This is a genomic window from Aliterella sp. E5.1, assembly GCF_057473825.1.
Window position 1 is genome coordinate 1 of sequence record NZ_JBYCCV010000095.1, and the last position, 13403, is coordinate 13403.

The 13403-nt window shown below is 46.5% G+C and carries 13 protein-coding genes and 2 pseudogenes; 4 read left to right on the forward strand and 11 right to left on the reverse strand.

Features of this window, described 5'->3' with window-relative positions; translation table 11 throughout:
• Positions 1–115, forward strand: a pseudogene (locus tag AC2VE5_RS20350) (IS1 family transposase); the annotation flags it as partial.
• 10 nt (positions 116–125) lie between these two features.
• Here the strand turns inward: AC2VE5_RS20350 and AC2VE5_RS20355 are convergent.
• The 9 genes and pseudogenes from AC2VE5_RS20355 to AC2VE5_RS20395 form a co-directional block, all read right to left on the reverse strand.
• Positions 126–686: pseudogene (locus AC2VE5_RS20355) on the reverse strand (Kelch repeat-containing protein); the annotation flags it as partial.
• 235 nt (positions 687–921) lie between these two features.
• Positions 922–1224: a putative quinol monooxygenase gene (locus AC2VE5_RS20360; RefSeq protein WP_486889510.1), complete on the reverse strand. Its 303-nt coding sequence runs from the start codon at positions 1222–1224 to the stop codon at positions 922–924.
• A 129-nt stretch (positions 1225–1353) separates the two neighbouring features.
• On the reverse strand, positions 1354–1968 hold the full coding sequence (locus AC2VE5_RS20365; RefSeq protein WP_486889511.1) for a nucleotidyltransferase family protein: 615 nt from the start codon (positions 1966–1968) through the stop codon (positions 1354–1356).
• The gene (locus AC2VE5_RS20370; RefSeq protein ID WP_486889512.1) at positions 1965–3137 is read right to left on the reverse strand and encodes an XdhC family protein; all 1173 of its coding nucleotides are present in this window, start codon (positions 3135–3137) and stop codon (positions 1965–1967) included. The genes AC2VE5_RS20365 and AC2VE5_RS20370 overlap by 4 nt, the downstream gene beginning before the upstream one ends.
• 25 nt (positions 3138–3162) lie before the next feature.
• Entirely contained in the window at positions 3163–5403 is a 2241-nt protein-coding gene (locus tag AC2VE5_RS20375; RefSeq protein WP_486889513.1) for a xanthine dehydrogenase family protein molybdopterin-binding subunit, read from the reverse strand.
• Complete coding sequence (locus tag AC2VE5_RS20380) at positions 5400–6386, reverse strand: FAD binding domain-containing protein (protein WP_486889514.1); 987 nt, start codon at positions 6384–6386, stop codon at positions 5400–5402. Before AC2VE5_RS20380 ends, AC2VE5_RS20375 begins: the two co-directional genes overlap by 4 nt.
• A gap of 28 nt (positions 6387–6414) precedes the next feature.
• Complete coding sequence (locus tag AC2VE5_RS20385) at positions 6415–7068, reverse strand: 2Fe-2S iron-sulfur cluster-binding protein (protein WP_486889515.1); 654 nt, start codon at positions 7066–7068, stop codon at positions 6415–6417.
• An 83-nt stretch (positions 7069–7151) separates the two neighbouring features.
• Positions 7152–7760 (reverse strand): SAM-dependent methyltransferase, encoded by a 609-nt coding sequence (locus tag AC2VE5_RS20390; RefSeq protein ID WP_486889516.1) that lies wholly within the window; start codon positions 7758–7760, stop codon positions 7152–7154.
• A gap of 28 nt (positions 7761–7788) precedes the next feature.
• Complete coding sequence (locus tag AC2VE5_RS20395; protein WP_486889517.1) at positions 7789–8145, reverse strand: ferritin family protein; 357 nt, start codon at positions 8143–8145, stop codon at positions 7789–7791.
• Positions 8146–8411: 266 nt separating this feature from the next.
• Between AC2VE5_RS20395 and AC2VE5_RS20400 the strand changes: the two genes are divergently transcribed.
• Positions 8412–9356, forward strand: coding sequence for an AraC family transcriptional regulator (locus tag AC2VE5_RS20400; protein WP_486889519.1), 945 nt, complete (start codon positions 8412–8414; stop codon positions 9354–9356).
• A gap of 107 nt (positions 9357–9463) precedes the next feature.
• Here AC2VE5_RS20400 and AC2VE5_RS20405 read toward each other — a convergent pair whose 3' ends face one another.
• Positions 9464–10351: a LysR family transcriptional regulator gene (locus AC2VE5_RS20405; RefSeq protein WP_486889520.1), complete on the reverse strand. Its 888-nt coding sequence runs from the start codon at positions 10349–10351 to the stop codon at positions 9464–9466.
• 102 nt (positions 10352–10453) lie between these two features.
• On the opposite strand from AC2VE5_RS20405, the gene AC2VE5_RS20410 reads away from it, so the two are divergent.
• Entirely contained in the window at positions 10454–11545 is a 1092-nt protein-coding gene (locus tag AC2VE5_RS20410) for an NAD(P)-dependent alcohol dehydrogenase (RefSeq protein WP_486889521.1), read from the forward strand.
• 103 nt (positions 11546–11648) lie between these two features.
• On the forward strand, positions 11649–12662 hold the full coding sequence (locus tag AC2VE5_RS20415; RefSeq protein ID WP_486889522.1) for a zinc-dependent alcohol dehydrogenase family protein: 1014 nt from the start codon (positions 11649–11651) through the stop codon (positions 12660–12662).
• A gap of 33 nt (positions 12663–12695) precedes the next feature.
• Here the strand turns inward: AC2VE5_RS20415 and AC2VE5_RS20420 are convergent, their stop codons facing one another.
• Entirely contained in the window at positions 12696–13106 is a 411-nt protein-coding gene (locus tag AC2VE5_RS20420; protein ID WP_486889523.1) for a Rossmann-fold NAD(P)-binding domain-containing protein, read from the reverse strand.
• Positions 13107–13403: the final 297 nt, after the last annotated feature.

A 13403-nucleotide genomic window follows, 5' to 3' on the forward strand; every position in this document is an offset into this window, starting at 1 on the left:
CTTCAATTGGATTTGGCAGCATAGTCGGTTCAAGTCCACTGCCGCACAACGAGCAGGATTAACCTCTCGACCATGGACTTGGAATGATATCGTGACCTATCCCACAATAATCTGACGCACTACCCTGCACTGTTTCGCGGTGTCGGTGCATTGGCAAGGGCTGACCAGCGTTTAGTAGCCGGATCGAATACTTCGTTTCTTACGCTGTCGATGTGGTCGTTGAATAGCCGAGCGTTTTCAGTAGCTCGAACGCGCCCACCAATTAGGTAGATTTTATTATCAACTACTGCGGATATGCCCTCGGCGCGAGCCACTGGCAGGTCAGTGCCTTTAGTCCAAGTATTAGAAGTGGGATTATATACAAACATCGTCGGCTGCGCGCGCCAGTCTGGAAACCCACCAGTAAAACCGCCAACACCATAGAGTAAACCATTGACTGCCGATAGCGTAATGTGATGGCGTGCTTCAGGGAGCGGTCTTAATTCTGTCCAAGCATCCTTGAGCGGATCGTAAGACTCAAATTGGGCTGAGTACCTTGTGGCTGGGCTGAGTAAACCGCCGACCACGTAAATTTTTCCGTTCAAAACTTCTGGATAAAGCTCTTGCCGAGCTACCGTTGGCGGTGTAGCTTTAGTCCAGTAGGGCAGGTTTTGCGTTTGACTTAGTGCAGGCGAACTTAGTGCCATGACTGAAAAGATCGAGAGCGACAGGGAAACCAGATAAGCTAATAGACATTCAAATTACAATCTTAGAAAGCGTGCAGCATAAGCTTTAGCTCTTGTTTCGTTCAAATTAAGTGTCCATTAGCTTATCTAGGCTGCATAAGTATGTATTCCGTAATTTTCAAGTTATTTGTTTTCATGTCATGATTCAGCAATCTCTAATTGCCGATAACTAAATATGCAAAAAATTGTGAATATTTTAGGCTGGCAGTAAATTTGCTAATATGTCAGCGTGCCGAATTTGTGGTGGTTCAGCTAGCAAATTGTCGGCAATAGCCATCAGCGCGGCGGGGATTGGCCCATTAAGATGAGATTGTAATCCAGCTTCTTCATTGAAGGCATGGAAGATCGCAAAAGTCTGAATGTCCAGACGCACAACAAACCATCCTACTGTGGCGGGTTCAGCAGCTATCAACGGTTGTTCGTTAATGAGGAAGGTAACGAGTTCTTGCTCTTTGCCAGGTTTTGCCTTGAATTCTACGAGCAGTGCAACTTTAGTCATGGGTAAATCTCCAAGAGTATTTGTAATTTGCAAAGCAAACTTGCCGACACTGCGTACTTAAGAAAAGGTCATTGTCAAATAGTGCCGAACGCTGGTATTTTCTCTCTATGTAAGTTTTGTTAGCAATATTCATGTCATAACAAGAAGATCCGCGTATTCTTTTGGTGTGTCAATGTCCGTAGCGCCTTCTGGAAAGGAGATACTAAACACTTCCTGAGAATGCTTGTTAATAACTTGTTTTGCTCCTTCGCCACCAGTAAGCGTGATAAGTTCCGAGAACAGACAATCGCTAAATAAAGCTGGCACGCCTAGGGTTTCTGCATACTTACAAGCAATAATAGGCTGATTTGTCGAATGGTATGCTGAGGCAAGCTGATTAATAATCTTGGTAGAAATGAAAGGTTGGTCGCAAAGTGTGACTATTACTGCTTCTACTTCTGGGCAAGAAGTTTTTAGCTCTTGAATCCCTACTCCAATTGAAGAACTCATGCCTTCAGTCCACTGCAAGTTTTCTACTATTTGAATAGAAAGCTGGCTAATATCAGACCTAATAAGTTGGGCATTAGCTCCCAAAACAACAACAATTGGTCGGCAGACAGAGGCAATAGCAACTTCTATGGTGTGACGAAGTAAACTGCGATCTTGATAGCGCAACAATTGCTTAGGCGTACCCATGCGCGTTGATGCCCCGGCAGCTAGAATGACAATACCAATGTTTTGGTTATATTCTTCAATTCCATTCATATGCTGACATACCTTTTAGCTGGTGGGTTTAATTGAATACTCTGCTTGGGAACTTGCTCATGAATAGATCCATTTCGCTCTCGTAGTTGGTTTCCCAAACGGTTGGTAGTAACAGCTTGAATTCCGGCAATAATTGATAAAGCGATTTCTTCGGGAGTATCAGCACCAATGTCAAGTCCAATAGGAGCATATAATCGGTGCATTTGCTCTTTAGTTGGCTGAGTTCCTATGTGGCGTAATTCTTCAAGTAAACGCTCGGTTCTGCTTTTGGGTCCGAGAATACCTAAGTAGCAAACTTGCGATGGTAGGAGGATTTTGAGAAGTTCAAGGTCTTGTAGGTAGTTGTGAGTCATCACTACCGCAACAGTGCGATCGCTCACAGCAACATAGTCAGAGATATTTTCTGGACGAGATAGCACAATGGTATCCGCCTCAGCAAACCGATTTTGGGTTGCCAAAGCTTGCCTAGTATCCACAACAGTTACATTCCAACCTAGTTCTTTAGCAAAACGTGTTACTGGTATTGCATCGTGACCCGCACCAAAAATTACAAGGGACAATGGTGGCTGGATAACTTCAATAAAAACCTCTATTTCACCAGTAGGTAATTGATAGGATTTCAAGATGGAAAGTTTACCATCTAATACTGCGCGTGCGTCTTCGACTAGGCTTGCTGCTACAGAATTTGAGAAATGATTAATAAAATTGCCATTTTGTTGCAACATTAAACGAGTTCCAACTTTCTCCTGCACTGGGCCTGTAACGCTAACTAACGTTGCTACTACTCCCAATTGGCGATCGCGGTAGCACCTAGACAGAAACTCTACATAATCTGTTTGTTGAGGTGTAATTGGCTCAATTAGAACGCGCATCAAGCCATTACAGCCTAGTCCTAATCCCCAAACAATATCTTCATCAGAGGTTGTGTCATAGGTTACTACTGTTGGTTGCCTCGTTGCCATCACTTCCTGCGATCGCAAAGAGACATCCGCTTCTAGACAGCCGCCACTAATAGTCCCCACACTACAACCATTAGAAGTTAGCAGCATCTTCGCCCCTGCGCGGCGATAGGTAGAACCCCGGACTTCAATAACCGTAGCAAGGATAGTTGTTTTGCCTTGACGGTTGCTCTTTTCAAGTTCTGCTAAAATTGCGATAAATTCCTTCATTTTTATGGGATGGTCGCTTTTTAGGTTAAATTAATTTGTCTAGTGTGATGGGCAGAGAACGAACGCGCTTGCCAGTGGCGTGATAGACCGCATTGGCAATCGCCGCCGCTACACCTGTAATCCCAATTTCGCCAATTCCTTTAGCTCCAATCGGATTAACATAGGGATCGTTTTCTTCTACAAAATAGGCTTCAATTGCTGGAATATCAGCATTAACGGGTACGTGGTACTCGCCCAAATTGGGATTGACAATACGCCCAGAACGATAGTCGGTTATAGTTTCTTCTAACAGCGCCATGCCGATACCCATCGTAATCCCGCCGATTAATTGCGAATTTGCGGTTTTTCTATTCATGATTCGTCCTGCGCCGAAAGCTCCCACAAAGCGGGTTACGCGAACTTGACCAACATCGGGATCGACACGCACCTCGGCAAATTGCGCGCCAAACGAGTGCATTGAGTATTTTTTATCTGCTTGGTCGAACTTAGCATCAAAGCTGGCTTCCACCATCTTCAAATTATTGCGTTGGAGAATCGATGTGTAGGTTTCGCTTTTAGTGCGATTACTTTTAAGAAATATCTCGCCATTTTCCATCACAATTTCTGTAGCAGGAATTTTGTAAAGCGGCGATTTGCGATCGGCGCGGGCTATGGCTAATACTTTCGCCCGGACTGCTTGCGAGGCTCCCTCAACTGCCGTACCGACAGAAGATATCGTCGCCGAACCGCCGGAAACTGGCGCACGCGGCATTTCTGTGTCGCCAAGCTCAAATCGCACCCGTTCGACAGCAATTCCCAACACATCAGCAACCACTGGTGGTAATGCTGTTGCCGTACCCGTACCCATTTCGTGCGTACCGCTTTGGACAACGACGCTACCATCCGCCATAATTTTGGCTACAGCACTAGCAGGAAAGTGAAGCACAGGGTATGTAGCACTAGCCATCCCCATCCCCACAAGATAACGACCGTCGCGCATCGAACTCGGTTCGGGGTTTCGCCGCGACCAGCCAAACTTTTCAGCCCCAAGCTGGTAACATTCCTTGAGCGACTTACTAGACCAGGGCAAATTTGTATCGGGGTCGGTGTTTGCGTAATTACGCAAGCGTAATTCAATCGGGTCTAGCTTTAGCTTATAAGCAAGTTCGTCAAGGGCAGATTCAAGGGCGAAGGTTCCTGAAGCTTCACCGGGGGCGCGCATAAACGTGGGCTGACCCTTGTTTACTAGCACAACTCGTTGTGAAATTTGCATATTTTGACAGGCATACATCATATGAGTAGCCTTTGTGAACGGTTCGACAAATTCACCAATTGTTTCCGGGCAACTATCAGAAATACCTTGATGAGCTATAGCAGTCAATTTACCGTCTTCGTTGGCAGCTAGGATAACTTGTTGCTCTGTTTGCGCCCTGTACCCAACGCCTGTAAACATCTCCGGGCGCGTCAAAACTAACTTAACCGGACGACGCACGTAACGAGCGGCGAGAGCAGCTAAGGGGACGTGCGACCACATCGTACCTTTACAGCCAAAAGCACCGCCGATAAACTTGCAGACAACGCGGACATTTTTTTCGGGAATGCCAAAAGCTGCCGCTAGAGTTTTGCTCGTACCAAAAATGTTCTGTGTAGAATCGTAGACGGTGAGGCGATTTCTTTCCCAAACGGCAGTTGTAGCGTGCGGCTCCATCGGGTTATGGTGTTCGGTAGGTGTGGTGTAAGTTTCTTCAACCCGTACTTTCCCTTCAGCCAAACCTTGCTGAAAATTCCCGCGCCGTATATCTGCTGGTCTTCGGGATACTTTGCCTTTAGGCACAACTGCTCGCTCTCGCAAACGCTCCATCTCAATTAAAGGCGGTTGTTGGGCGTAAGTAACCCGGACTAATTCGGCGGCGTGGGTGGCGCGCTCAAAGGTATCAGCAACTACCACACCAATATATTGACCAGCATGATAGATATTACTATCGCTCAAAGGTATGCGACTTTCTGCTGCACCTCCTCCGGCTGTAAAACCTGGCATAGGTTTGAGTTTAGGTGCATTGGCGTGGGTGAGAATCGTTAGAACTCCAGGTGCTTTTTCTGCCACACTAAGATCGATACTCTTGATGGAGCCACGAGCAATTTTACTGCTAATCAGAACTGCGTAAGCGAGATTTTTTTGTGGATATTCTGCTGAGTATTGTGCTGTCCCCGCAACTTTTTGGCGACCATCAACCCGATCCATCGGCTTACCTGTTACTGCATTAGTCGATCTATCTGCTTGATTCATACTGCTGTCCCCTCTGTTGCTATAGTTAGCGATCGCACAATTGCCCTTTTTGCCAATTCCACTTTAAAAGCATTATGTTTGTAACCTTTTGCCCCTTTTAAAGTCGCTTCCGCCGCCGCTTGAAAAGTCTGCTCGTTGGGTTTTGCACCTATCAAAATTTTCTCTGCTTCTACTGACCGCCAGGGTTTATGCGCCACTCCTCCCAATGCCATCCGCGCATTGCGAATCGTACCGTTGTCGATATCAAGACCAGAAGCCACCGAAACCACCGCAAACGCATAGGATGTTCTGTCTCTAACTTTGAAGTAATGCGACCTCTCGGCAAAGGGTGAATTGGGTAAATCAACTGCCGTAATTAGTTCGCCCTGTTGCAGTGCTGTCTCAATTTGTGGCGTGTCTCCAGGTAAGCGATGAAACTCCGCAAATGGAATCGCGCGATCGCCTTTTGTTCCTGACACCTGTACCACCGCATCGAGGGCTGCTAATGCCACGCACATATCGGAAGGATGAGTAGCAATACATTGGTCGCTCATGCCTAAAATCGCATGGATGCGGTTATACCCTTCAATAGCGGCACAGCCAGACCCAGGTTGACGCTTATTGCAAGGCGCAGATGTATCGTAAAAGTAGTAACAGCGAGTTCTTTGTAGCAAATTTCCACCGACCGATGCCATATTTCGCAATTGCGGCGATGCCCCAGCCAGTAAAGCTTGGGACAGTAACGGATAGCGCGTGCGGATTAAAGGATTGTTGGCTGTATCGCTATTTTTTGCCAGCGCTCCAATACGGACACCGTTAGCTGTGGGTTGAATTTGCGCCAACTGTATTCTAGTAATATCAATTAGGCGGTCTGGTTGTTCTACGCCTTCCTTCATTAAATCGAGGAGATTCGTACCTCCAGCGATAAATTTCGCTTGGTTGCTGCTTGCTGCCTCAATGGCTGTGTTGGTTTCGGTTGCACGTAAATAAGCAAATGGTTTCATATGGAAGTTAAAAGAATAAATAGTCTTTTTATGAATTGGCTTGACTTACTTCCTGCACTGCCGCCACAATGCCGGGATAAGCACCACATCGACAAATGTTGCCACTCATGCGTTCGCGGATTTCCAGAGCGGTCAATTCAACTTGTCCCTGCTTCCTGACATCTGCTGTTACTGCGCTTGCTGTACCTGCTTTGGCTTCAGCTATAGCTGCCACTGCCGAACAAACTTGACCGGGGGTACAATATCCGCACTGAAAGCCGTCATGTTTAATAAATGCCGATTGGATGGGGTGTAATTGGTTTCCTTGTGCTAACCCTTCAACGGTGGTAATTTCTGTATCGTCGTACATAATTGCCAGCGACAAACAGGAATTAATGCGCTGTCCATTGACTAATACAGTACAAGCACCGCATTGACCGCGATCGCATCCTTTTTTCGTTCCCGTTAGACCAATGCGATCGCGCAACGCATCTAGTAAGGTAACGCGCGGTTCTATTTTTAGATTACGTTCTGTACCATTGATTCGCAGCGTTACATCGACTACTTCTGGTGCTTGGGTTGGTGCGTGGCGACGAGGGCTTGTTTGCGCCCAAGTTTTGGTTGTCAGATTTCCCAGCACAGCTACTACTGTACCGGAAATCATTATTTGCCCAAACCGTCGGCGTTTTAACCTGATTCTCATATTTTTACTCTTAAAATTATTGAATTTAAGCAAACAGTACAGAAGTCGCTGCTTTACTGTTGACAAGCACCTATTAACTACACTTATCGCAAATTAGCAAGAACTTCTTTGGGGATAGTCCATAAATAGATAGTAGAACCTTCTTTTGTTTGCACCGTTGGCTCTGGTTTCCACTCGCCCATGTCAGAGTCATGAGACACAATCCGAGTTCCAGGTTTAAGTTGCTTAAATAATTGCGGTCGTAGCCTCACATTTAGTTCAGGTAGAAGGTAAAGCGTTACAACCGTTGCTTGACTAATATCCGTTGTAAACAAGTCCTGGTTGAGAAACTTAACGTGATTAGTTACGCCAGCTTTTTGAGCATTAGCATTAGCTTCCCGGATACGTTCGGGGTTAATATCTATACCAAAGCCTTTAGTCCCAAATCTCTGAGCGGCGGTGACAGGGATTCGACCATCACCACTACCAAGGTCGTAGATTACATCATTCTTTGTCACTTTGGCTAATGCCAGCATCTCGTCTACAACTTCCTGCGGTGTAAGTACATATACTACATCAGGTTCGCGCAAGGGAGTTTGAGTAGTAGTCGGAGCTTGACTAATTTGAGCGTTACTCTGGCTTTTGGGGACACATCCAGCAATCCCAATACTTACACTTACTACCAGTAAACCTATTGTGCGTTGAAGTTGCATGATTTTTGCCTTTATTTAGTATTGAGTCCTAAATTGGTAGCTTTTTTGTATCCCGCAGCAACTGAGCGTAAGGTTCTAAACGAGTCGCTAAAGCATTTATTTTATTTTTGATGCAGATAATGGTATTTGAGGAGTGGTTTAGTGATGATTTTAGGCAATCTGTTTTCCTGTCTACCCTGCTTAAAGACACCGTTGAGGCGGCAAAAAAATCAATGTATTCTTCCACAATCGCCACAATTTCGTCATAGATTGCATGGGGCTGATAAAAATTTATTTGTTGATTCCATTGCGCCTGCTTGATGTGAGTTTGCAACTCTATAATAGTCGCTAAAGTTTGGTGTAACATTTCAATCACTTCAGACCGGGCTGGTTGTGAAATTTTCATGTTTTGGTAATTATCCTAGGGGCTAGATGTCATTAGTTTCCGAGGATTGTCAATTACACCATAGGCACTATTAGAAAAGCGCTTGTGCGTAATGTCATGGCTAAATTTGTAATTAGATGTGCTTATGTTAAGAGCCACCAACAGGATGTTCAATGCCTAAACCTCGCGCTTAATTGCCTAATCCTCCAAACTAAGGTTTTAAAATTAATGGAATTGCGCTATATTGCCCATTGACGACAATCCTCAAATGAACTCAAAGCAACAAAATGGCAATTGAGATCGTTAACTATCATGCACTCGACCATGAGTGTGAAAAATTGGCGGCATTACTCACCAGACACACCGATAGTCAGGGTAATGGTTCTCATCCTACAGCAATCGACAAGCTGGAATTTAGACGAGTATCTGATGTTTCCACCTCACTACACGATGTCTGCGAACCGCTCCTAGTCATTGTCGTTCAAGGTAAAAAAACAGTATTGCTAGGGGAAGAAACCTATCATTATGGTGTTGCTCAATATCTGACACTCTCCGTCGATCTGCCACTGAGAGCATTTGTAGTACAGGCAACTCCAGAACAGCCATATCTAGCCTTCAAGCTGCAATTAGACTTACGCCAACTGTGTGATATTCTCGCAGAAACTAAGGCGAGCGCAGAGCCTAGGAGAATCAGCATCGCTAGTAACAAAGAAAACTCGCTCAAAGGCTTATTCGTCAGCAATGCTGATGCACCATTGCTCGATTGCGCGCTCCGATTGACCCGGCTTTTGGATACGCCACAGGATATCCCGATCTTAGCACCGATGATTATCCGCGAAATCTATTATCGCCTTCTGATGGGCGAACAAGGCGAAGCAGTTCGCCAGATTGCCACATCGGGTAGCACGATGCAGCGCATTGCTGAAGCGATCAAACTCATTAAGGCTAATTTTACAAACCTAATGCGGGTTGAGGATCTAGCTAGACACGCCAGTATGTCTGCTTCCTCTTTCCATTACCACTTTAAAGAAGTGACCTCCATGAGTCCGTTGCAATATCAAAAGCAGTTAAGACTATTAGAAGCGCGTCGCCTGATGCTGGCGGAAGATTCCGATGCTACAAGTGCTGCGTATCGGGTGGGGTACGAAAGTGCCTCACAGTTTAGCCGTGAATATTCCCGTTTGTTTGGTGCGCCGCCAATGGGGGATATTAAACGTTCGCGCATCGCTTGAGCAATCTAGCAATCCTTAAATTATTAATAAAACTAATCCCTGATAGGCGATTTATGTTGAATTTAAGGCGATCGCCAGGCAATTTGTGGTTCGGCAATACCAGCCGATTAAATATGCAAAACATCAATCAACGCTGCTAATGCTGGCGGTGTCTGGCGGCGGTTTGGATGGTACAGGTAGTAGCCGGGAGAAGTCGGACACCACTGTGCTAAAACCTGGATCAGCCGACCCTCAGCAACATGGTTGGCAATTTGATCTTCGTAGAGATACCCAAGCCCAAGTCCCGCCAAAGCAGCAGCGAGAATCAAATCGCCGTCATTGAAAACAACAGAGCCGTCAACCTTAACCTGAAATGGTTGCCCATCTTCTTCAAACTCCCAAGGATAAAGACCTCCAGAGGTCACAAATCGGTAATTAATACAGCGATGTCCAGCAATGTCTTGGGGTGTGATCGGAATGGAACGGTTAGCGAAATAGGACGGCGAACCGACAACGGCTGTAAGCACTGGATTTCCGACCCGTATTGCCACCATGTCTTTAGCAACCTTTTCACCAAACCGGATGCCAGCATCATAACGGCTCTCAATAATGTCCGTCAAACCATCGTCGATTGTAATCTCGACGCGGATATCTGGATATGTAGCCAGGAAATCGGGTAGGACGGGACACAGTACAGAGGTCGCCGCGTGTTTAAACGTGGTAATGCGTACCGTTCCAGCAGGCTTGTCGCGCATTTCACCCAAAGCTGTCAGTTCAGCGTTGATATCTTCAAAGGCAGGTCGCAAGGTCTTTAATAGTCGTTCGCCAGCTTCAGTTGTTGAAACCCTCCGGGTCGTTCGCGCCAGCAATCGCAAGCCAAGACGATCTTCTAGGGCTTTCATAGCGTGGCTCAAGGCAGAGGGGGACATTCCCAGTTTTGACGCGGCGCGCGTAAAGCTCATCTCGTCCGCAACCACTACAAAGGCGGCTAAGTCATTTAGTTCGTCACGCTTCATTACTGCATATTTTTCATAAATTTATGCTGATTATACTATCTAGTAATTTAATCCTAGCCGATCTATCCTTGGTTCATGACCTACAAAGAGGAAGAATAGCAAATGACCAAAAATACCGCTATTGAACCGAAACAATTGATACGACCTTGTTATGGACTTGCGGCTTTAAGTCAAGGCGATCGCCTTCTTCCTTGGGCTTTCGAGCGGCGAGAATTGCGAAGTAACGACATTGCCGTAAAAATTCAGTTCTGTGGCGTATGTCACAGCGATTTACACGCAATTCGGGGGAATAGCCGATTTCCTTTAGTCCCCGGTCACGAGATCGTAGGTGAAGTGACGGCAATCGGGGCGGATGTAACAAAATTTCAAATCGGCGATGCGGTGGTAGTAGGTACAATTGTCGATTCTTGCGGTCACTGCCCACCGTGTAAAAGCCACATAGAGCAATATTGCAGCGAAGGTGTGACAACTACCTATGACGGCACTGATAAACAAGACGGCAGCATTACACGCGGGGGCTACTCAAACGAGTATGTCGTTGATACTCATTTTGCCTATCACATCCCGTCTAATCTCGCTCCAGCAAGCGTCGCACCACTGCTCTGCGCGGGGGTAACAACCTGGTCGCCACTGCGCCACTGGGACGTAAAACCAGGTAAAACAGTGGGAATTGTCGGACTGGGTGGGCTTGGACACATGGCGGTAAAATTCGCTCATGCTTTAGGCGCTCATGTTGTGCTATTTAGTACGTCGGCGGCAAAACTTGCTGACGCGAAGACACTGGGGGCAAACGAAGCGATCTTGTCCACTGATGAGGCGCAAATGGCAGCCCAGAAAGCTCGCTTTGATTTCATCCTTGATACAGTTTCATCCCGTCATCCACTCAATCCGTATTTGCGGATTCTCAAACTCGACGGTACTCTTTGCTGTCTTGGCATTCCCGCAGACCTGGATTTTAGCCCCGTTTTGCTAACGATGGGACGGCGGCGGCTGGCTTCTTCTGGTGTGGGGGGTACTCAAGAAACCCAGGAAATGCTGGACTTCTGTAGCAAGCACAATATCGCCGCCGATGTTGAAGTTATTGCGGCGGCAGATATCGACGATGGTTTTGAACGGCTTGAACGAGGAAATGTGCGTTATCGGCTAGTAATCGACATGGCGACACTGAATGCACCAGTCGGGAATGCTGCTTAATCTTTTCTAGCAGCAAAGTTTGGAGTGACATCGAAAAACTCCAGCAGTTAGAGGTGAATCGACCGATTTTGTACCGAGAAAAACACCAAAACAGGAACTTAATATGCGACGTTGGATTTTGAAAGCTGGAGCTACGGAGCTTGATGGACTTGTGCTGGAAGATGCCCCAATGACTGAGCCTAAAGCAGGAGAGGTACGCATCCGCATTCATGCCGTATCACTCAACTACCGCGACCAGTTTATACTCAAGGGGCAGTTCGGGAGTAGGCTTCTTGACCGGGATCTCGTGCCAGTTTCCGATGGAGCGGGGGAGATCGACGCGATCGGCTCTGGTGTTACTACATGGGCTATAGGCGATCGCGTTACGGGATTGTACTTTGCATGGCTTGGAGGGACACCCAAAGCTGAGATCAGCTTCGGTCTAGGCTCTCTCAATGAAGATGGAATGCTATCAGAATATGTCGTTCTGTCTGCCGATCGCATCGTGCGCGCTCCAGAAAGCTTGGACTACGCCGAAGCCGCAACGCTTCCCTGCGCTGCATTGACGGCTTGGAACGCTGTCTTTGGCGACCATCCGGTCGGCTCGGATAGCAAAGTTTTGGTACTGGGAAGCGGTGGTGTATCTCTTTTTGCCATGCTTTTTGCCCGCGCGGTCGGCGCTCAGGTGTTCGCCACGTCGAGTCAAGACACCAAGTTAAAGCGGTGGACGGAGCTTGGTGCTAGTGATGGTGTCAACTATCGAGACAACCCAGAGTGGGGAAAAGCAATATTTGAGCGGACTGGTGGTATTGACAAAGTAATTGATGCTGCCGGAACAGGCACGCTGAACCAGTCGCTGGCGGCACTAGGCTATGGAGGTGAAGTTGCCTTAATCGGGTTAATGACGTTCGCTGAGGCTCCGCCAAACTTTGGATTGTTGATGGCTAAAAGTGCTACTGTGCGCGGTATCAGCGTCGGTAGCGCCCAAATGTACGAAACGATGGTACAGGCGATTGACGCGCACAAGATTCGTCCGCCTATCAATCGCACTTTTCGTTTTGAAGACGCTAAGGATGCTTACCTGGCGCAGTCATCGCCAGAACTGTTTGGCAAAATTGTCATCGATCTGGTATGGTAAATCGCGGTTGATATCAATAGTTATAAATGAATTTTAAAAAACAGCAGCAAATTCCTTGGCAAAATCCGTCAGCTTAACTCTTCCCATGACTGTTGGTTTGTGGCGACAATAGTCCTCTGCTAGTAAACCGCTATAAAGGCTGGCATACATTTCAACTAAACCAGCAGCAATTTGTGGATTCATACCAGCGCTTTCTAAACCACTTAGCATTTGTTCGTTGGTAATAATTTTCCACTTTAGATCGGGGTTTCCCATAGCTGCACCTAAAATGCTTGCCGTTTCGTTGCCTGTAAGTTCTTCACTTGCTACATACCGCACTTTTCTACCCACAAACGGTGTAACAATTTCTTCCGCAATTACAGCAGCAATATCTATTGGAGAAACCCAAGGAATAATTTTATCTGCACCATAGTTTGCTGCAATAAATCCTTGATTTTTAACCATATCTACATAAGCATATAGATTGTAGTAAAAAGAAGTTGGGCGAATGTGGGTAATGGCTACCTCTGATGATAGTTTATTGAGAATCTGCTCTACATTGTGAGCGCCAAATAGAATTCCTGAACCTTTCTCCAGGTGAGCTCCAATGGTACTTAGGTTGACTACGCGCTTTAGGGATTGCTACAGGATACGTGTAAAAACCTGCAAGATAGACCTTAAAGCATTACCTAGACTAGCTTTGGAAATCAGATTCAGCCTTGTAAGCAGTCCCACAAAAAGGACAGAAACGATGCTTGAGAG

Bases quoted from the DNA above. Each gene is read 5' to 3' on its own strand.
- AC2VE5_RS20360 (WP_486889510.1), bottom strand. From the start codon at position 1,224: ATGACTAAAGTTGCACTGCTCGTAGAATTCAAGGCAAAACCTGGCAAA.
- AC2VE5_RS20365 (WP_486889511.1), bottom strand. From the start codon at position 1,968: ATGAATGGAATTGAAGAATATAACCAAAACATTGGTATTGTCATTCTA.
- AC2VE5_RS20380 (WP_486889514.1), bottom strand. From the start codon at position 6,386: ATGAAACCATTTGCTTATTTACGTGCAACCGAAACCAACACAGCCATT.
- AC2VE5_RS20420 (WP_486889523.1), bottom strand. From the start codon at position 13,106: ATGGTTAAAAATCAAGGATTTATTGCAGCAAACTATGGTGCAGATAAA.
- AC2VE5_RS20370 (WP_486889512.1), bottom strand. From the start codon at position 3,137: ATGAAGGAATTTATCGCAATTTTAGCAGAACTTGAAAAGAGCAACCGT.
- AC2VE5_RS20405 (WP_486889520.1), bottom strand. From the start codon at position 10,351: ATGAAGCGTGACGAACTAAATGACTTAGCCGCCTTTGTAGTGGTTGCG.
- AC2VE5_RS20375 (WP_486889513.1), bottom strand. From the start codon at position 5,403: ATGAATCAAGCAGATAGATCGACTAATGCAGTAACAGGTAAGCCGATG.
- AC2VE5_RS20400 (WP_486889519.1), top strand. From the start codon at position 8,412: ATGGCAATTGAGATCGTTAACTATCATGCACTCGACCATGAGTGTGAA.
- AC2VE5_RS20415 (WP_486889522.1), top strand. From the start codon at position 11,649: ATGCGACGTTGGATTTTGAAAGCTGGAGCTACGGAGCTTGATGGACTT.
- AC2VE5_RS20390 (WP_486889516.1), bottom strand. From the start codon at position 7,760: ATGCAACTTCAACGCACAATAGGTTTACTGGTAGTAAGTGTAAGTATT.
- AC2VE5_RS20385 (WP_486889515.1), bottom strand. From the start codon at position 7,068: ATGAGAATCAGGTTAAAACGCCGACGGTTTGGGCAAATAATGATTTCC.
- AC2VE5_RS20395 (WP_486889517.1), bottom strand. From the start codon at position 8,145: ATGAAAATTTCACAACCAGCCCGGTCTGAAGTGATTGAAATGTTACAC.
- AC2VE5_RS20410 (WP_486889521.1), top strand. From the start codon at position 10,454: ATGACCAAAAATACCGCTATTGAACCGAAACAATTGATACGACCTTGT.